Origin of the sequence: Pantoea sp. R102, assembly GCF_004916815.1 — a bacterium.
Taxonomy (GTDB): Bacteria; Pseudomonadota; Gammaproteobacteria; order Enterobacterales; family Enterobacteriaceae; genus Pantoea; species Pantoea dispersa.
The window spans coordinates 1-18,338 of sequence record NZ_SDFT01000154.1 but is presented as its reverse complement, the minus strand read 5'-3'; the positions used below and the strand labels follow the sequence as shown (position 1 = coordinate 18,338).

The window sequence follows — 18,338 nt, the reverse complement described above, 5'->3', positions numbered from 1 at the left end:
TCCTGCCCGGGGGCAGGATTTTTTTTATCGCAACGGCGTTACGCTTTTTCCGGTACCACGTTCAGCAGCGCGGTCAGCAGTTTCCAGTACAGACCGACGCTGTCGATGTGCACCTGCTCGTCCGGCGAGTGCGGACCGGTGATGGTTGGCCCAATCGATACCATGTCCATGTCCGGATACGGTTTTTTGAACAGGCCGCACTCCAGACCGGCGTGAATCACCTGAATGTTTGGCGTCTTACCAAACAGCGCTTCATAGGTTTTACGCGTCAGCGCCATGATGGGCGAGTCGGCATCCGGCTGCCAGCCCGGGTAACCGCCTTTCGGCGCGGTTTTCGCCCCGGCTAGCGCACCCAGCGAGGTCAGGGTTTCGACTACCCAATCTTTACCGGTGTCGATCAGCGAGCGAATCAGGCAGATGATCTCGGCGCTGTCCTGCTCCATCGTGACCACGCCGACGTTAAGCGAGGTTTCCACCACGCCTTTCGCCACGTCCGAGTTGCGAATTACACCGTTTGGCGTGCTGTTCAGCAGGTTGATGAAGCGATCGCGGCTGTCTGCGGTCAGCGCCTGGCCCTGATGCGCCAGCGGCTCGCTCAGCACGGCGACGTTCTTCTCTTTACTGCCCAGCTCATTCTGCAGCGTGGCCTGGAAATGGGCGGCAGCAGACTTCAGCGCATCCACTTTATGGCTGTCGATGGCCAGCGTAGCGAACGCTTCGCGCGGAATTGCATTACGCAGCGTACCGCCGGTGAACTCAATCAGACGGATATCCAGCTCAGCCGCGTGCACGGCAAGGAAGCGCGCCAGCAGCTTGTTGGCGTTGCCGAGACCAAGATGAATGTCCGCGCCGGAGTGGCCGCCTTTCAAACCTTTCAGCGTCAGCTTCAGGGTTTCGAAACCGGCAGGCACGGCCTCGCGGCTCAGCGGCAGGGTAGTGATAAAGTCGATACCCCCGGCGCAGCCCATATAGATCTCACCTTCCTCTTCCGAGTCGGTGTTGATCAGGATGTCCGCCTGCAGCCAGTTTGGTTGCAGACCAAAGGCGCCGTCCATGCCCGACTCTTCGGTCATGGTCAGCAGCACTTCCAGCGGGCCGTGAGTCAGGCTGTTGTCAGCCAGCACCGCCAGCGCAGAGGCCATACCGATACCGTTATCCGCACCCAGCGTGGTGCCGCGCGCTTTCACCCACTCGCCATCAACGTACGGCTGAATCGGGTCTTTGGTGAAGTCGTGTACCGTGTCATTGTTCTTCTGCGGCACCATATCGAGGTGCGCCTGCAGCGCCACCGGAGTACGGTTTTCCATGCCTGCGGTAGCAGGTTTACGAATCAGGATATTGCCGACCTGATCGCGTTCAACCCAGAAACCTTGCTCTTTAGCCCAGCCAACAACGTATTCGGCCAGCGCTTCTTCATGGTAAGAAGGGTGCGGAATCGAGCAGATTTTTGCGAAGATATCCCACAGCGGCTGCGGGGAAAGTTGAGACAATTCAGACACAACGCGTCTCCTGTGTCAGCGCGGCGGACATACCGCTCGCACGCGGGTTTCCAGTGAAAGATCGCCGTCAGCACATCTGACGTGATGGGCCAGAGAATATCACTGTTTCCTGCCGGGTGCGCCATCGGGCGCGCTAAAAACCTGCAACCGATGTGACGGGTGCTGGTTTTTAACGCGTCAGATCCTTATAATCTCGCGCAACCTTTTCCCCCTTGCATATTTTTAAGCCAATCTCATTGGCCGGGATTCCTTTTATGAGCGAAAAATACGTCGTTACCTGGGACATGCTGCAGATTCATGCCCGTAAACTGGCCCAGCGCCTGCTTCCTGTGGAACAGTGGAAAGGCATCATCGCGGTCAGCCGCGGAGGTCTGGTTCCGGCATCGCTGCTGGCGCGTGAACTGGGGATTCGCTACGTCGATACCGTGTGCATCTCCAGCTACGATCACGATCACCAGCGTGAAATGAAAGTGCTGAAGCGCGCAGAAGGCGACGGTGAAGGTTTTGTGGTCATCGACGATCTGGTGGATACCGGCGGTACCGCGCAGGCGATTCGTGATATGTATCCAAAAGCGCGTTTCTGCACCATCTTCGCTAAGCCGGCTGGCCGCGCGCTGGTGGACGACTACATTGTCGATATTCCGCAAAACACCTGGATCGAGCAGCCGTGGGACATGGGCGTGGTGTACATTCCGCCGATTGTAAAAAGCTGATTGATGCAACGCAAACAACGCCCGGTTATGCCGGGCGTTGTGTTTTCTGCGCCTCGCGCCCGTGCGGCGGGTGCAGTACACTCTTAGCCATCTATGCGACTGCCGCAGGAGAAGCTTAAGATGGCCGAGAAAAACCTCAGCGAAGAACTGTTCAAACCCCGCTTCAAACACCCGGAAACCTCCTCGCTGGTGCATCGCCAGCACCACCCGACGGCGCAGGTGCACAATGCCCTGGAAGGCGATACCCAGCGCGGCTGGTATCGCATGCTGAATAAGCTGCTGTGGACGTGGCGCGGCCTGGCGCCGCAGGAGATCAGCGAAGTGCTGGCGCGCATTGCCGTCAGTAAATTTGAACACACCGACGAAACGCTGCTGGACACGGTAATTGGCTATCGCGGCGGCAACTGGAACTATGAGTGGTCGAAGCAGGCGGCGCTGTGGCAGCAGCGCGCGATGCAGAACGCCGATCACGATGAGGCCGGCCAGCAGTGGCTGCATGCCGCCAGTCTCTACAGCCTGGCCGCGTATCCCTACATTAAAGGCGATGAGCTGGCGGATCAGGCGCAGGTGCTGGCGAATCGCGCTTATGAAGAAGCCACCCAGCGCCTGCCCGGCGAGCTTAAATCCCTGACCTTTCCCATCAGCGGCGGCAGTCCGGTCACCGGCTTCCTGCATATGCCGGCGCAGGCCAGCGCGCCGTATCCGACCGTGCTGCTGTGCGGTGGCCTCGACTCGCTGCAGAGCGACCATTACCGGCTATTTCATGATTATCTGGCACCGCGCGGCATCGCCATGCTGACGCTGGATATGCCGTCGGTGGGTTTCAGCAGCAAATGGACGCTCAATCAGGACACCAGCCAGCTGCATCAGCAGGTGCTGCGCGAGCTGAGCAACGTGCCGTGGATTGACCACACGCGCGTGGCGCTGTTCGGTTACCGCTTTGGCGCCAACGTGGCAACGCGGCTGGCTTACCTGGAGGTGCCGCGTCTGCGCGCGGTGGCATCGCTCGGGCCGATGGTGCATCACGTGTTTGTCGATGCGCAGCGCCAGCAGCAGCTGCCGGATATGTATATGGACATGCTGGCCAGCCGGCTGGGCATGTCGTCGACCTCCGACAGCAATCTGCGCATCGAGCTCAACCGCTATTCGCTCAAAGTGCAGGGCCTGCTGGGCCGCCGGACGCCGGTGCCGATGCTGGCCGCTTACTGGCCCAACGATCTGTTCAGCCCGGAAGAGGAGGCGCAGCTGATCGTCAACTCCTCGGCGCAGGGCAAGGCGCTGGCGATTCCCGCCACGCCAGTGTTTGCCAGCTTTGATAAGGCGCTCAATCAAATTTGCGACTGGCTGGCAAAACAGTTGCAGCGCTAACTGGCGAAATACGCAGACTCTGCTACAACTTATCTTCGGGAAAATACGTGCGGTGGCGTTTTGCCGCCGCACTGCGTTTTATACGGTTTATTTGAGGGAGAGAGTTAGCATGACGTTACCGAGTGGTCACCCCCGTAGTCGCCTGCTTAAGCGCTTCACCGAATTGGGGCCGTACATCCGTGAAGGACAGTGTGAAGAGACGCGTTTCTTCTTTGATTGCCTGGCGGCGTGCGTCAACGTCAAACCGGCGCCGGAAAGCCGCGAGTTCTGGGGCTGGTGGATGACGCTGAACGCCTATGAAGATCACTTCACCTACGAATACCACTTCGGCCTGTTTGATAAAGACGGCGACTGGAGCGTGGCCGCGATCAAGGGCAAAGAGAACAATGAGAAAGTGGAGAGCACGCTGCGTAATTTCCACGAGCGCCTGAAAGCCACGCTGCATGAGTTTAAGCTTGATCTCAGGCCCGCGGCGGGGTTCAAAGAAGAGCCGGTTAAACTCAGCGCCTGAACCTGAGTCAGACCAGAATAAGAAAGAGCCGGTGATGAGCCGGCTCTTTTTTTTACAGACACAGACAGGGTAATGCTGAAGCTTAGAACTGGTAGGTCAGACCGACCGCCACCACGTCATCGCTGTTGATGCCCAGCGGGTTGTTGTCATCCAGCTGGTTGATTTTGTAGTCAACCATGGCCGACATATTTTTGTTGAAGTAGTACGTCATCGCCACGTCGACATATTTCACGATGTCCGCATCGCCAATGCCTTCAATGTCTTTGCCTTTGCTCTGCACGTAGCCCAGCGATGGACGCAGACCGAAGTCGAACTGATACTGCGCAACCACTTCAAAGTTCTGCGTTTTATTCGCCACGCCGCCCGTGATTGGCGTCATGTTACGGGTTTCAGAGTAGGTCGACGCCAGGTAGATGCTGTTCGCGTCATATTTGATGCCCGCGCCCCAGGCTTCCGCTTTGTCACCACGGCCCAGACGGGTCGCCACGTCCTGCGAGTTGGTACGGTCAGCAGAGGAGATCGCACTCATCAGGCTGACACCGCTATCGCCGAGGGTGTAACCCAGTGACGCACCGTAACCGTCGCCGTTCTGCTTAGGAATCTCTGAACGGCCGTTGGCGCTGGTGGAATCGTTCTTGCCCTGATACTGCACCGCGAAACGCAGGCCATCCACCAGACCGAAGAAATTGCTGTTGCGGTAAGTGGCGACGCCAGAAGTACGGCCCAGCATGTAGGTGTCGGTGTAGGCGCTGTCGCCACCGAATTCTGGCAGTACGTCGGTCCATGCCAGCACATCGTAAACCACGCCGTAGTTACGACCGTAATCAACAGAGCCGTAGTTACCAAACTTCAGACCGGCAAAGCCCAGACGGGTTTTGTTACCGATGTTAGCGTCGGTGTTGGTTTCTGCGCGGTTACCCTGGAACTGATATTCCCACTGACCGTAGCCGGTCATCAGGTCGTTAATCTGCGTCTGCCCTTTGAAGCCCAGACGAATGTAAGTTTTGTCGCCGTCAGCGGCTGCGTTGTCGCTGAAGTAGTGCATGCCTTTCACACGACCGTACAGATCCAGTTTGTTACCGTCTTTGTTATAAACTTCTGCGGCTTGTGCGGTTGAGGCCAGAGCCAGCGCGGAAACGATGAGTGCCAGTGTGCTTTTCTTCATTTTGCTATCAATCCCAATGAGTAAAATTTGTTGTACCCGTGAAAAGGTTTGTAAAACACGGGACGTTTTACCGACTGGCAATGAAGGTTTTATGACATTTTTTCTGATTTCTTGTTAATTGCGAACTTTTGGTCTACCCGCTTGTCAGGCGTTTTTTGTGCTTTTCCCCTTGCCGCTGTTGGCTTCCTTGCTGACTCCTGTTAAAACGTCCCTTCGCAGATTTTTTTCTTACATGGCAGGAAAAACATGAGTGGCAGTCAGACCCTGGTGGTCAAATTGGGTACCAGCGTCCTCACCGGCGGATCGCGCCGGCTGAACCGGGCGCATATGGTGGAGCTGGTTCGGCAGTGTGCACAACTGCACGCCGCCGGTCATCGCATTATCATCGTCACCTCAGGCGCAATAGCCGCCGGTCGCGAACACCTTGGTTACCCGGAACTGCCACCGACCATCGCCTCAAAGCAGCTGCTGGCTGCGGTGGGGCAGAGCCGTTTAATCCAGCTGTGGGAGCAGCTGTTCTCCATCTACGGTATCCATATCGGGCAGATGCTGCTGACACGCGCCGACATGGAAGACCGTGAACGCTTCCTCTACGCGCGCGATATGCTGCGCGCGCTGCTCGACAACCATATCGTGCCGGTCATTAACGAGAACGACGCGGTGGCAACCGCGGAAATCAAGGTCGGCGACAATGACAACCTGTCCGCGCTGGCGGCGATGCTCGGCGGTGCCGATAAACTGCTGCTGCTGACCGATCAGCCTGGCCTGTTTACCGCCGATCCGCGCACCAATCCCGAGGCAGAACTGATCAGCGATGTGCATCAGATTGATGATGCGCTGCGCACGCTGGCTGGCGGCAGCGTCTCCGGTCTCGGCACCGGCGGCATGGCCACCAAACTGCAGGCGGCGGATGTTGCCTGTCGCGCCGGCATTGACGTGATTATTGCGGCCGGCAGCCGCCCGGATGTGATCGGGGATGTGCTGCACGGCAAACCGGTGGGGACGCGCTTCCACGCGCAGCAGTCACCGCTGGAAAACCGCAAGCGCTGGATCTTCGGCGCACCACCGGCGGGCGAGATCACCATAGACGACGGCGCGCTGGCGGCGGTGCTGGAGCGCGGCAGTTCGCTGCTGCCGAAAGGCGTCCGTGACGTGCAGGGCAATTTCTCGCGCGGCGAAGTGATCCGCATTCGTAACCTGCAAGGGCGCGATATCGCCCACGGCGTCACGCGCTACAACAGCGATGCGATGCGCATGATCGCCGGTCATCACAGTCAGGAGATTGGTGAGATCCTCGGTTACGAATATGGCCCGGTTGCGGTGCACCGCGACGATATGATCGTCAGTTAAGGAGCGGATGATGTTAGAACAGATGGGTAAAGCGGCGCGTGAGGCGTCGTATAAACTGGCGGAGCTCTCCACCGAACAAAAAAATCAGGTGCTGCTGACCATCGCCGATCGGCTGGAAGCGGAAAGTGCCGACATTCTGGCGGCCAACCAGCAGGATCTGGCCGATGCGCGCGATAACGGCATGAGCGCGGCGCTGCTCGATCGTCTGACGCTCAATCCGCAGCGTCTGAAAGGCATTGCGGACGACGTGCGTCAGGTGTGCCGTCTGGCCGATCCGGTTGGTCAGCTGATTGACGGTGGACAGCTCGACAGCGGTCTGCGCATTGAGCGACGCCGCGTGCCGCTCGGCGTGATCGGCGTGATCTACGAAGCGCGCCCTAACGTCACGGTCGATGTGGCGTCACTGTGCCTGAAAACCGGCAACGCGGCGATTCTGCGCGGCGGCAAAGAGACTTACCGCACCAACGCTGCCACGGTGCGGGTGATCCAGAACGCGCTCATCGAGCATGGTTTACCGGCAGCAGCGGTGCAGGCGATTGAGAACCCGGATCGCGAACTGGTGAATCAGCTGCTGAAGCTCGATCGCTACGTTGACATGCTGATCCCGCGTGGCGGTGCCGGGCTGCACAAGCTGTGTCGCGAAAATTCCACCATTCCGGTGATCACCGGCGGTATCGGCGTGTGCCATCTCTATCTCGACGAAACCATGGAGACGGACGCCGCGCTGGAGGTGATTGTTAACGCCAAGAAACAGCGTCCCAGCGCCTGTAACTCGCTGGAAACGCTGCTGATTCATCGCGATCAGGCCGAACGCTTCATTCCGGCGTTTCTGCAGCGTATGGCGCAGGAGAACATTGCGCTGCACGCCGACGAAAACGCGCTGGCGCTGCTGCAGCAGGGCCCGGCCAGCGTGGTGGCGGTGCAGATGCACCAATTCGACGATGAGTGGCTGTCGAACGATCTGAACGTCAAGCTGGTGGCGGACCTCGATGAAGCGGTCGCGCACATCCGCGCGCACGGCACCCAGCACTCCGACGGTATTCTGACGCGCAGTATTGGCAACGCCAATCGCTTCGTGAATCAGGTCGACTCATCGGCGGTGTACGTCAACGCCAGCACCCGTTTTACCGACGGCGGCCAGTTCGGTCTCGGCGCTGAAGTGGCGGTCAGTACGCAGAAACTGCATGCGCGCGGTCCGATGGGCCTCGAAGCGCTCACCACCTACAAATGGATTGGCTGGGGCGACGATACCCTGCGCCGTTAGTTTTCTCTCCGGCATCATAATGGGCACCTGACGCGGTGCCCTTTTTGATCGCTTTCGATCCAGTTATTTCCAGAGCTTTTCGTTTTATTCCTGTCATCTGTGGCGCGCCTGCGGCTTTTCGCCCATTTTTTGCTGTGGGTGCTGGTCTCAGCGTTACAGAACAATCCTGAAAACCCCTGTCAGAACAAGCTGTCAGAGATTCATTACTGGTTTCCATCAGGGCGAAGAGGATAATGATCGTCCAGCTTTATTGATAAAAGCGGTTGGGTAGTAAACTAGCGGTAATATAAAATGAACTGGTAGCAAAAATGAAAATAACATTCAGTCTTTTACTGATGGCAGACTATTAACTGATGGTTAAAAAAGAGAGTACGAGACAAGCTTTTACTGCCAGGCTGATTGCCGCATGCGAGAGCGCGGGAATTGTCGGACATGGACGGAACAAACAGGTCGCTCAGGCACTGCAACAACGGGGATGCAGGATCTCAACTCCAGGGGTCTGGAAATGGTTTAACGCGCAATCCATTCCGGATGACAGTAATCTGCTGGCGCTCAGCCAGCTGTTAGGCGTGCGCGTGGAGTGGCTACAGTTCGGCATGGAAAAACCGGATGTGGCGCTTGCCCGTCAGCGCCTGATCGATCCGCAGCACATGTTCCGCGTCGAAAGCCTGGATATCGGGCAACGCAGCGCACAGGGTATTGTCGCGCGCGACGAACTGGTCGAGACCATTCAGGCAATTGAATACGGTCTGGATGAGGCGCGCGTGCTGTTTAACGGCCGCCCGGCCGAAAATATCCGGCTGATTGCCCTGAACAGTGACTCCATGGCCGGTACTTTTGCTCCGCGCGATCAGCTGTTTGTCGATATCAGCGTGCACCGCTTCGACGGCGACGGCATCTATCTGTTCAATCTCGACAACCAGCTCTACCTCAAGCGGCTGCAGTTACAGCACAAGAAGGTGGCGGTGATCTCCGACAACAAACGCTACGAGACCTGGTACCTGACGCTGGACGAAGCGGCGTCGCTGCAGGTGATTGCCCGCGTCATCATGAGCCAGGCGCGTGACTATCAGATTCTGGGCTGAGCAGCAGTGCGTTAACCGGCAAAAAAATAATCCGGCTGAAATCAAAAATTTAACTGTCGGTAAATAAAAAATTAACTGTCAGTGTTTGCCAATGCATTAGAACCTGTTAATAATTTGACCATAGATGGACGACATCTCTGCTCCCGGATGAGCCCGCTCTTAAACAATTGAGGCGCTGCACAAGCGCGAGACAACCCACCCAAAGTCAGTGAATTTTGGGATGGGGTGGATACGCACTTAGCAGCGTCGTCAGTTGTCCTCTGCTTTCACTCTCCTCTGCTTATACCTGGCCGTTTTTTACGGCCGGGCAAGCCAGTTGCGGGTGATTGCAGAGGGGCCACGGACGTCCCGGTCTGTGCCGAATCGCCGTGCTCACCACCCCATCGCCAAAGACTCATTCACAGGAGGAGTTATGGCGATTATTCAATATGGCAAATCAGTCTTTAGCGGAAACGCGCGCACCCGTCGCCACCGGCGGCGTCAGCCGCTCAGCCGCCTGAAGCGCAGCATCGACAGTGCCCTGGGCCTGGAGTGTGATGAGATCACCCTGCGCACCGCCGAGCGCATCTGCCAGCGGGAAATCCGCTCCCGGGTAGACCGCGCAGTACTGGCGCCTACGCGGCCCTGCAACGACAACCCCAGCTTTGATAACTGCTGTTTGCCCCACGTTCATCTGTACGCCGTGCGTTAATTCTCTGCTGTTTTCCCAGTTCTGAACGGAACGTTTCACCTTTCCTCACTGTTTAGTTGCGCTTGAGCGTTGCGCTTAACGGCTGCCTGTCGCCCGGCGCAACCGATCAGCGAGGTTTATGTGTTGTGGTTATTTGCGCAGCTTTTCATGCCGTTGCGCCCGTCAAAGAGGAACCGTTATGAGCCAAATCATTGCCATTTTGAATTTCGAAGAGGGATACCGCGAAGCGCCTTACCTCGACACGCAGGGGTTTCCCACCGTTGCGGGCGGTATTCGCATCGGGCCGAAAGGCGCGTCGCTCAGCCACTATATCTTCCGCGTGCCGCGCCGCGTTGGCGACGTGTGGAAGCAGTGCATCGTTGAGGGCAAGGTGCAGGAGATGCAGCAGCGCGCGCTGCTGCAGCAGGCACTGAGTCAATGCAATGAAGCGCGCAGCGATGTGCTGATCAGCATGGCCTACCAGATGGGCGTTGACGGTCTGGCGCTGTTTCGCGGCATGCTCACCGCGGTGACGCAACGCGATTTCGACGCGGCGGCGAACGCCATGCTCGACAGCCTGTGGGCGCGGCAAACTGCGGGGCGCGCCCGGCGTCATGCCGAAGTGATGCGCACGGGCACCTACGACATTTATCGGGGGCTGTTATGAACATGCGCTGGCTGTTGTTCGTTATCGCCGTACTGGCGGCCATCATCCTGCTGCTGTTGCTGCAGCGCTTCACCACGCTGGAGTTTGTTAAACACGCGCGCCTGCTGTTTAAAACCTGGTCGGTGTGGCTGGCGTCGCTGGGTTCGATGCTCAGCGCCTGGGTGCAGTCTTTTCCCTCGTCAGCGCTGGATGCGTGGAACGCGCTGCCGGCGGATATCAAAGAGATTCTGCCGCACAACTATCTCGGCCTGATCGGCGCCTTCATGGTGGCGATGGGCGTACTGGCGCAGTTCGTGCGTCAGAAGAACCTGGTGGAGCAGAGAAAAACGCTGGAGGACAAACCATGAGCTTTCTTCTTTCTCAGCTTGCCGGCAGCTGGCACTGGCTGGCGGCGATTGGCGGCGTGATTGCCGCGCTGATTGCCAGCTACGCCGGCGGCAAAAAAATCGGCAAGGTGCAGCAGCAGGCGAAAGCTGATGTTGCGCAGGCCAAAAAGACCGCCGCGCAGGCGGTTGAAGTTAATCAGCAGCAGCAACAGCTGCGTGAGGAGGCCAGACGTGTGGAAACCCGCAACGGTAATCTTGATGACGCTGCTGCTCGTGACAAGCTGCAGCAGTCGAAATACCACCAACCCTGAGGCGCCCGTCGTTATCGACTCCGCCTGTTCGTTATTTTCCCCGATTTACACCCACGGCAATGACGCCGAACGCATGGACATTCGCACCGTGCGCGCCATCAACAACCACAACGATCTCTGGGACCAGCACTGCCGCCCGGCGGCGCACTGACGCTGTTCTCTCGCTTTGTATTGCAAACCTGAAATGCCGAGGAGGCTAAGATGATCGAAGTTAACTCTTTTGCTGAACTGCGTACCACTGTGCCGGCCAAAAACGGCGATCTGGCGTTCCTGCGCCGCTATAACCCGGACTCCACCTTCCGTGGCGGCGGTGATTTCACCGGCTTTATCGGCACCACCACGGCCGCCGATGACGGCGGTACGCTGGCGGTCGGCAATGGCTTTTACTGGAAACGCGTGATCAACGATCCGGCCGACGTCAACGTCTACCACTTCGGCGCGAAAGGGGACGGTTACGCTAACGATACCGACGCCTTTAACCGCATGCTGGCGTGGACGCAGGGCTACAGCGGTAATATCCGTGACCTGCCGGTGCGTTTCCCGGGCGGTAAATTCCTGATTAACCCGATCGACATCAGCGCTACCGAGATCGCCTTTTTTGGTCTGCAGGGGGATGACGTGGAGCTGGGTTCGCTGCCGCGCACCACCATTATCTCCGACAAAAGTGCCAACACGGTGTTCAAAGTGAAGGCGCGGCGGACCGCGATCAAAGGCATTACCTGGCACGGTCAGGCATCGGCCGACGTCACCACCAACACCGGCACCATCACCGCCGAGATGTGCACCAACGTGCAGCCATTCTTCGAAAACACCTGCATCGAAGGCACCACGTTAAATATTTACTGTTTCCGTGCGCAAAACAGCGGCGGCACGGTGATTAAAGCACTGGATACGCTCGACAGTAAATTCGACCAGATCTACTCGCTGTGGACCTATGGCCGGGTGTTTGATATTGGCTGGTCGAACTCGCCAAACGGCAAGTGGGACCACTCAACGGCTATCGAGATCTGCAACTGTAACTTCCAGACCGGCTACGGCGACGCCACGCTGTACATGCCACGCGTGACGCAGGGCATCATGCGTAACGTGTGGATTGAGCACACGCGTAATCCGGGCGATCTGTCGGACGGTGCCTGGAGCATTGATACGCTGAACATTGAGGATTGCGGCACGCCGTTCAATCTCAATAATGCGCGCGTCATCATGCGCCAGATTGGCCTGCAGTCCGGAGCGAAGATCTCGAACGATATGGCCGGCACGCGCTGGCTGTCGACCTTTGACTACGGCTATCGTCGCGAAGAGCATCACGGCACGCTGATCACCGGCTCATTCCGCGCGGGCTATTACAGCGGCCACAAAGTCACCAACAATACCGACACCGATAACTGGTATCGCCTCGGCCAGCTGTTCTTCCCGACGGCGAATCAGCAGTGGGTGATGGAGCTGATTGGTAAAGCCGACGCCACCCAGCCAACCGGAACGGCCGCCTCGCCGGTCAATCTGGCGGGCACCGGGAAAACGTGGATTAACCTGCAGCGGCTGGAAACGGTATGGGCTGACGCCTGCCATATGGGGCAGCCGGCGGTGCTGGATATTCGCTACAGCCGCGTCGGCACTACTTATGCCGTGGTGTGGGTGAAGCTGCGCGCCAACAGCGGCGACACGCTGATTAACCTGAAGACCACCGGTCCGACGCGTTTTGAAGCCGGCTCCTGCTCGCTGTTCCAGCCTGACTTCTCGGTGGTGACGGATACCACCAAAATGGGCACCCTCAAACCGGCGGCGCGCTTTGGCCTGCACAATGGCGTCGCGGGTATTGGGGCTAACGAGAAAGGCGTGCTTACCGTCGCGACGGCAGCAGGTACGCCGACCAATAAAACCACGCCGACGGGCTTTGTGCTGGTCAATATCAACGGTGTCGATCGTAAGCTTCCTTATTACGATTGAGGCCAGCACTTTTTGGCGAGGCTGCGGCCTCGCCTTTTTTTGTGTCTGGCGCGAGTGGTCGCTGTTCGCCGCGGCTTTTCCGCGTCAAAATCGTAAGGCCAGCCCGGCTGATGCTGAAAAACGCAGCACTTAACCGGCACCATCTTGACTCATCCCCCCGATTTTTCTATGTTTACTCCCCGTAGTTCCCGCCTCAATGCCGGTATAGCTCAGTTGGTAGAGCAGCGCATTCGTAATGCGAAGGTCGTAGGTTCGACTCCTATTATCGGCACCACCCCAACTTCCTTAAACGTCCGTAACCATCTATAAAATCTCTAATTTATAACGTTTTTACTGCATCTTAAATCCGTGTTAGTCCATAACCATCCAGTAGAATCCGGTACTGAATGTGTATAGGATTGTGTATATGTTCCTGTTCGGTCTTGGATTCCTATACACATTTCTTTAAACGATATGCAAATTCGACGCGCTGAGCCTGAAGGTAAACCCTATACGCTTAGGGATGGTCAAGGCTTGTCATTGCTTATAGAACCTAATGGGAGCAAGAGCTGGCGGTTTCGTTATAGCTATGCCGGTAAACCCAAAATGATCTCGCTTGGTGTTTACCCAACGATCACCCTTGCCGATGCTCGTACCCGTCGTGATGAAGCTCGAAAACTTGTGGCAGAAGGAAAGAACCCAAGTGAGGTTCGAAAAGAGCAAAAGCTAGCTCTGCAAACAGAGTCAGAGAACGCCTTCGAAAAAATAGCCAGAGAGTGGCATCAGCTTAAATCTGCCAAATGTTCAGCGAGATACGCATCAGACATCATAGAAGCGTTTAAGAACGACATTTTCCCTTATGTCGTAACAAGGCCAGTGGGAGAGATTAAACCGCTAGAGTTGCTGAACGTTCTGCGTAAAATTGAGAAACGTGGTGCGTTGGAGAAAATGCGCAAAGTGCGGCAGCGTTGCTCCGAAGTGTTTCGCTACGCAATTGCAACGGGTAGGGCGGAGTACAATCCTGCGGCTGATCTCTCCAGCGCTCTCGAAGTACACCAATCCAATCATTTTCCATTTCTAAAAGCTGATGAGATACCTGATCTTCTGCGTACCTTAGAGGGATAATCCGGTAGTAATCTTGTCCAGATTGCAACGAAATTACTGATGATTACGGGCGTGACAACCATCGAATTACGTGCGGCATTATGGCAAGAATTTGATCTGGATAACGCTATTTGGGAAATTCCTGCTGAAAGGATGAAAATGCGTAGGCCACATCTTGTGCCATTATCGACTCAAGCGTTAAATTTACTCCATGAACTCAAAGTCATGACAGGGAACTATCGTTATGTTTTTCCGGGGCGGAATGATCCGAACAAGCCTATGAGTGAAGCTAGCGTTGATCAATTAATCAAGCGAATTGGCTATTTTGGGAGAGTTACTGGTCATGGCTTTCGGCATATTTTTTCTACTATCCTTCACGACCATGATTTTGATACTGCTTGGATTGAGCTTCAGTTGGCCCATGTTGACAAAAATCCAATCAGAGGTACTTATAACTATTTTCAATATCTCATTGGTAGAAAAAATGATGTAATGGTATTCTGATTTTATATTCAAGGGATGAAAAGCATATGTTTATTAAGACCCTCTCTGTAAGAAATTTTAGAAATTTTAAGGCAACGTCTCTTTCCTTCAAGAAAGAATGCGTCAATACAATTGTAGGTGAAAACTCATCAGGGAAAACAAATGTCTTTGAGGCGATGAGACTTATACTTGACGATACCTTGCCATATTATAAGCGATATCTTGTAGAAAATGACTTTCATCGAGGGCTAGGCACAGCGTTTGGTCATTGGGTTATAATTAGTTTGGAGTTTGATGAAATAGGTGGGGATGAAGAGTCAGAGTTACTATGCCAATTAAATACTACCGTTAATGGTGGTGGAACAGGGCGAATAACTTATATTTACAGACCGCAGTTTTACATCAGAGAACAACTTTTCAATTTAAATGATATTGAAGATGTTAATGAGCGTAGAGACGCATATGACATACTGAAAGAACAATATTCGATTGATAAGACCACATATGAATCCTTAGTGTTATGTCAAGGCACTGCAGATTTTAGCGATGATAGATTATATTCTCATGTGGTTGGTGATTTTAATGATTTTTTATTCCCTGACCCAAAGTTAGAACGTATTGATTTAATTGGTAATAGACAGCGGGGTTATAATATTCAGGATAATATCAGTTGTACTTATGCCCGTGCTTTGAGAGATGTGGTAAGTGAACTTAAGAATAATCGATTCAATCCATTTCAAAAGCTTTTAGAATATGTTTCTAAAGGGATTGATAATGATGATGCATTGAGCGAAAACATCAAGAACGTGAATGAGAGAATATCATCGGTCGACGAGGTTAAGAGGCTTTCTGAGGGCATATTATTATCAATAACTAATGCTGTTGGTACCACTTACTCGCCAGTTTTGAATGTTACATCTGAATTGCCCTGTGAGCTAAAAGAGTTGGTAAAGGTTCTTCAACTCAAGGCAGGCGACTCTCTTTGTGAAGGATATGTATCAGAACTATCAGAGATGAGTCTTGGTGGCGCTAATTTAATATATTTAGCTTTGAAATTGTATGAGTACGAAGAAGGTATCAGTAAAAACCTCTTAGCTAATTTTTTAATAATTGAAGAGCCTGAAGCTCATATTCATACGCACATACAAAAATCTTTATTTAGCAATCTGAAAAATAATAAAACGCAAGTTTTTATATCTACTCATTCAACTCATATATCATCAGTGTCAAATATATCCACTACAAATGTGCTTGTAAAAAATGGTCTTGAAACAATTTCTTGCTCTCCCTCTAACGGATTGGAAAAAGAAAAAATCAATCGCATTGAAAGATTCCTTGATGCCATAAGAACAGATGTTCTCTTTGCCAAGAATGTTATCCTAATTGAAGGTGATGCTGAAGAAATATTAATACCTCATCTCGTAAAAAATAGTTTCGGGATTACACTTGACGAACTTGGTATATCCTTGATATCTGTGCGGGGGACTGGGTTTGAATTACTATCATCTTTATTTCACTCAGATCGCATTAAAAAGAAATGTACAATTTTGACCGATGATGATATAAATTTGTATGGAGATAATAAGCCTGAGTATTTATCTCAAGATGATTATAATAAAGCTGTAAACTCAGCAGAGTCTGGTATCGCTCGTAAAGTAATCCTGGATGAAATAGTCAGAAATAACGCTTTTATTCGTGCCTATTTTTCAAAGTATACTTTCGAAATTGATTTAGTGCTATCAGGGGCCGTAAGATACTTTGATGCGATAGCCTCTGAATCATTTGAGAAAAAAGCATATTACACTCCATACCAAGAAGCATTCCAATCCTCTGATAGACAAAAAATAGGCTGCTACGCTTTAAAGTTAGCTAATAAGCATAAAAAAGGTTGGTTTGCAATGATGCTTGTTGACAAGCTTGATTCAGATTTTCCTATCCCTAAGGCACTCTGTCAGTCGTTAGGGTTCACTGGTGATTTTAATAAATTCACTCTAGCGAAGATGGTTCGATATCGTTGTGAGGTTATTAAGAATCAAGATGGGTCTGATTTATTAAATAGTAAATTGGGACAGGATGATTTAGCATTTGTTATAGATAACATAGATGCTGCTTTGGACGTATTTAAAACACATTACCCTAACGATCCTTTAACTTCTTTGCTTGAGGTTCATCATGGATGATCAAAAGAGACAATTAATTAAGATTAAAGACAATCTATTGGTCAGCGCCTGCCCTGGGGCTGGTAAAACAAAACTATTGATTGGTATGTTAGAGGATAATTTATATCGAAATCAAGGTTTTCGTTGGCATGTTGTGTTAACTCACACTAACGCAGCAGCTGATGAGATCTCTAGCAGGATAGATAATCTAAGTATAGAGGTAGATAGAGTTTGGTGCGGAACTATTCATTCTTTTCTGTTAGAATGGGTTGTTAAAAAATATGCTGGCGCTATATCAAGATTAAAAGATGGATTTTCTTTACTTTCAGAATATAAACAAAGAAAAATAATCCAGAACATAGAAAGTGATAAAAAGCTAGGAGTAAGAATACGTTATAATTGTGATGAGAACGGTAACGCATTTGTGGAACCTTATTGCCATTCGTTAGATGATAAGCACAAAGAGTTGCTTGTAATTCAGGAGTATAATACCTTCAAGGAAAACAATAGATTTATTGATTTTGACGATATTATTAAGCTTGGCGTGGAGTTCCTTGAAAACAATCAAAGTATATGTGAGCATCTTTCTAAGTTAATTGGTAATATTTATTTGGATGAATCACAAGATACAAGTCTGGTTCAGCTTAAAGCATTGTCATATATAACTAGGTATAATCGCGTCTCAGTATTTATTGTTGGTGATAATGACCAGGCCATTTATCAAGATCTTGGCGTTTCTATAAAGGATAAAGATATAATTAAATCTGAGCTGCAGTTATCTGAATTAAAGCATGAAACTTTGTCTGGTTGCTATCGATCTTCTGAATTACTGGTTAAATATTATAAGAAATATTCTGCTTCGCGAAATGATGTTACTTCTCTGCGCGAAGAATTTGAGGGGAAGTCTCCAATAATCAAAGATATTTCTAAAGATGAATTACCACAAAGGGTGTTTAATTTAATAAATCAATACCACTCAAAATATAATAGCGTTTCCGGTATTGCTATTATAGGGCCTGATAAGTACTATCTTATGGCGCTAATAAATGCTTTATATGACCTCTCAGAAAACTTCGTTTATGATTTTCAATCAACAAATCCCCTATATTGTGCTAGGAATACTGTATTTTACGAATTGATAAGTTTGGTTGTTTTGGATGTAAATGTTATTAACTACCAAAGAAGAAGTTCTCTTGCAAGGAAAATTGTTGACTCTGTTCCTGAATTGAGTCATTTGACGCCATTACAGCTTAAGCGTGATTTAAAGGAGTTTCAGTCACTAAAAAATAATTTTATATTATGGTTTAGGGAGTTATATGAGTTTTTAGAAATGAAGTATCAAAAATCCATTAAGCTTGAGACAGATTACAAAATATGTAATGCAGCGGCTTCTGTGGCAAAAGTCAGGGCTGGTATGGGCGCAATTAGTAAGATGATTAACAAAGAAAAAAATGTTGTCTCTGTATCTACTATACATGGTTCGAAGGGTGAGGAATATGATTATGTAATCTCTATTGGGTATCATGATCAGGTGGTGCCTCATCAATCATCTTTTGAAAAAGGAAGTGAATATGCTCGCGATATTGCTAATAGATTAATGTACGTAGCTTTTTCTAGAGCTAAGGATTATATGAATATATTTATAGATGATCGAAGAAAAGTTAGTCCTTTCTTTATTAGAGAACCTGACTAAATATATTAGAATAAGACACTTGGGTTGTAAAAATGCCAGCAGGT

16 protein-coding genes, 1 tRNA gene and 1 pseudogene are annotated in these 18,338 nt (G+C 51.9%); 16 read left to right on the top strand and 2 right to left on the bottom strand.

Translation table 11 applies throughout. The features are described 5' to 3' along the window. Nucleotides 1-38 precede the first annotated feature (38 nt). Nucleotides 39-1,499 carry a beta-Ala-His dipeptidase gene (pepD, locus tag ERD80_RS16090; RefSeq protein WP_021507280.1) on the bottom strand — a complete coding sequence of 487 codons (1,461 nt, stop codon included), beginning with the start codon at nt 1,497-1,499 and terminating at the stop codon, nt 39-41. Nucleotides 1,500-1,753: 254 nt separating this feature from the next. Between pepD and gpt the strand changes: the two genes are divergently transcribed. The 3 genes from gpt (at nt 1,754) to crl (ending at nt 4,091) form a co-directional block, all read left to right on the top strand. Next, the gene (gpt, locus tag ERD80_RS16085; RefSeq protein ID WP_021507279.1) at nt 1,754-2,212 is read left to right on the top strand and encodes a xanthine phosphoribosyltransferase; all 459 of its coding nucleotides are present in this window, start codon (nt 1,754-1,756) and stop codon (nt 2,210-2,212) included. Between the two features lie 120 nt (nt 2,213-2,332). After that, nucleotides 2,333-3,580: an esterase FrsA gene (gene frsA, locus ERD80_RS16080; protein WP_058769336.1), complete on the top strand. Its 1,248-nt coding sequence runs from the start codon at nt 2,333-2,335 to the stop codon at nt 3,578-3,580. Between the two features lie 109 nt (nt 3,581-3,689). Then, nucleotides 3,690-4,091: a sigma factor-binding protein Crl gene (crl, locus tag ERD80_RS16075; RefSeq protein WP_021313042.1), complete on the top strand. Its 402-nt coding sequence runs from the start codon at nt 3,690-3,692 to the stop codon at nt 4,089-4,091. A gap of 82 nt (nt 4,092-4,173) precedes the next feature. On the opposite strand, the gene ompC is transcribed toward crl, so the two are convergent. Further along, nucleotides 4,174-5,256: a porin OmpC gene (gene ompC, locus ERD80_RS16070; protein ID WP_021507277.1), complete on the bottom strand. Its 1,083-nt coding sequence runs from the start codon at nt 5,254-5,256 to the stop codon at nt 4,174-4,176. Nucleotides 5,257-5,502: 246 nt separating this feature from the next. Between ompC and proB the strand changes: the two genes are divergently transcribed. The 13 genes and pseudogenes from proB (at nt 5,503) to ERD80_RS16005 (ending at nt 18,294) form a co-directional block, all read left to right on the top strand. Further along, the gene (gene proB / locus ERD80_RS16065; protein WP_021507276.1) at nt 5,503-6,606 is read left to right on the top strand and encodes a glutamate 5-kinase; all 1,104 of its coding nucleotides are present in this window, start codon (nt 5,503-5,505) and stop codon (nt 6,604-6,606) included. A 10-nt stretch (nt 6,607-6,616) separates the two neighbouring features. After that, nucleotides 6,617-7,870 carry a glutamate-5-semialdehyde dehydrogenase gene (gene proA, locus ERD80_RS16060; protein WP_104189151.1) on the top strand — a complete coding sequence of 418 codons (1,254 nt, stop codon included), beginning with the start codon at nt 6,617-6,619 and terminating at the stop codon, nt 7,868-7,870. A 353-nt stretch (nt 7,871-8,223) separates the two neighbouring features. Then, nucleotides 8,224-8,955: a S24 family peptidase gene (locus ERD80_RS16055; RefSeq protein ID WP_031279669.1), complete on the top strand. Its 732-nt coding sequence runs from the start codon at nt 8,224-8,226 to the stop codon at nt 8,953-8,955. A 412-nt stretch (nt 8,956-9,367) separates the two neighbouring features. Beyond that, entirely contained in the window at nt 9,368-9,646 is a 279-nt protein-coding gene (locus ERD80_RS16050) for a hypothetical protein (RefSeq protein WP_021507273.1), read from the top strand. Nucleotides 9,647-9,824: 178 nt separating this feature from the next. Beyond that, nucleotides 9,825-10,292, top strand: a complete 468-nt coding sequence (locus ERD80_RS16045) for a glycoside hydrolase family protein (RefSeq protein ID WP_059011010.1) — start codon at nt 9,825-9,827, stop codon at nt 10,290-10,292. A gap of 2 nt (nt 10,293-10,294) precedes the next feature. Next, nucleotides 10,295-10,639, top strand: coding sequence for a hypothetical protein (locus ERD80_RS16040; protein WP_031279668.1), 345 nt, complete (start codon nt 10,295-10,297; stop codon nt 10,637-10,639). After that, complete coding sequence (locus tag ERD80_RS16035; protein ID WP_136547604.1) at nt 10,636-10,929, top strand: hypothetical protein; 294 nt, start codon at nt 10,636-10,638, stop codon at nt 10,927-10,929. The genes ERD80_RS16040 and ERD80_RS16035 overlap by 4 nt, the downstream gene beginning before the upstream one ends. Beyond that, nucleotides 10,877-11,080 carry a hypothetical protein gene (locus ERD80_RS16030; RefSeq protein ID WP_125310414.1) on the top strand — a complete coding sequence of 68 codons (204 nt, stop codon included), beginning with the start codon at nt 10,877-10,879 and terminating at the stop codon, nt 11,078-11,080. Before ERD80_RS16035 ends, ERD80_RS16030 begins: the two co-directional genes overlap by 53 nt. Nucleotides 11,081-11,130: 50 nt before the next feature. Further along, the gene (locus ERD80_RS16025) at nt 11,131-12,876 is read left to right on the top strand and encodes an amylovoran biosynthesis protein AmsF (RefSeq protein ID WP_058758009.1); all 1,746 of its coding nucleotides are present in this window, start codon (nt 11,131-11,133) and stop codon (nt 12,874-12,876) included. Between the two features lie 198 nt (nt 12,877-13,074). Next, a tRNA-Thr gene (locus ERD80_RS16020) sits at nt 13,075-13,150 on the top strand. Nucleotides 13,151-13,314: 164 nt separating this feature from the next. Further along, nucleotides 13,315-14,452 (top strand): annotated as a pseudogene (locus ERD80_RS16015) (integrase arm-type DNA-binding domain-containing protein). Between the two features lie 37 nt (nt 14,453-14,489). Beyond that, nucleotides 14,490-16,622 (top strand): AAA family ATPase, encoded by a 2,133-nt coding sequence (locus tag ERD80_RS16010; protein WP_136547602.1) that lies wholly within the window; start codon nt 14,490-14,492, stop codon nt 16,620-16,622. Next, nucleotides 16,615-18,294 carry an ATP-dependent helicase gene (locus ERD80_RS16005; protein ID WP_136547600.1) on the top strand — a complete coding sequence of 560 codons (1,680 nt, stop codon included), beginning with the start codon at nt 16,615-16,617 and terminating at the stop codon, nt 18,292-18,294. Before ERD80_RS16010 ends, ERD80_RS16005 begins: the two co-directional genes overlap by 8 nt. The last annotated feature ends 44 nt before the right edge of the window (nt 18,295-18,338 follow it).

What these genes read in the sequence shown, in the direction of transcription:
- gpt (WP_021507279.1), top strand. Translation starts at nt 1,754, where the DNA reads ATGAGCGAAAAATACGTCGTTACCTGGGACATGCTGCAGATTCATGCC.
- frsA (WP_058769336.1), top strand. Translation starts at nt 2,333, where the DNA reads ATGGCCGAGAAAAACCTCAGCGAAGAACTGTTCAAACCCCGCTTCAAA.
- crl (WP_021313042.1), top strand. Translation starts at nt 3,690, where the DNA reads ATGACGTTACCGAGTGGTCACCCCCGTAGTCGCCTGCTTAAGCGCTTC.
- ompC (WP_021507277.1), bottom strand. Translation starts at nt 5,256, where the DNA reads ATGAAGAAAAGCACACTGGCACTCATCGTTTCCGCGCTGGCTCTGGCC.
- proB (WP_021507276.1), top strand. Translation starts at nt 5,503, where the DNA reads ATGAGTGGCAGTCAGACCCTGGTGGTCAAATTGGGTACCAGCGTCCTC.
- proA (WP_104189151.1), top strand. Translation starts at nt 6,617, where the DNA reads ATGTTAGAACAGATGGGTAAAGCGGCGCGTGAGGCGTCGTATAAACTG.
- ERD80_RS16055 (WP_031279669.1), top strand. Translation starts at nt 8,224, where the DNA reads ATGGTTAAAAAAGAGAGTACGAGACAAGCTTTTACTGCCAGGCTGATT.
- ERD80_RS16050 (WP_021507273.1), top strand. Translation starts at nt 9,368, where the DNA reads ATGGCGATTATTCAATATGGCAAATCAGTCTTTAGCGGAAACGCGCGC.
- ERD80_RS16045 (WP_059011010.1), top strand. Translation starts at nt 9,825, where the DNA reads ATGAGCCAAATCATTGCCATTTTGAATTTCGAAGAGGGATACCGCGAA.
- ERD80_RS16040 (WP_031279668.1), top strand. Translation starts at nt 10,295, where the DNA reads ATGCGCTGGCTGTTGTTCGTTATCGCCGTACTGGCGGCCATCATCCTG.
- ERD80_RS16035 (WP_136547604.1), top strand. Translation starts at nt 10,636, where the DNA reads ATGAGCTTTCTTCTTTCTCAGCTTGCCGGCAGCTGGCACTGGCTGGCG.
- ERD80_RS16030 (WP_125310414.1), top strand. Translation starts at nt 10,877, where the DNA reads ATGACGCTGCTGCTCGTGACAAGCTGCAGCAGTCGAAATACCACCAAC.
- ERD80_RS16025 (WP_058758009.1), top strand. Translation starts at nt 11,131, where the DNA reads ATGATCGAAGTTAACTCTTTTGCTGAACTGCGTACCACTGTGCCGGCC.
- ERD80_RS16010 (WP_136547602.1), top strand. Translation starts at nt 14,490, where the DNA reads ATGTTTATTAAGACCCTCTCTGTAAGAAATTTTAGAAATTTTAAGGCA.
- ERD80_RS16005 (WP_136547600.1), top strand. Translation starts at nt 16,615, where the DNA reads ATGGATGATCAAAAGAGACAATTAATTAAGATTAAAGACAATCTATTG.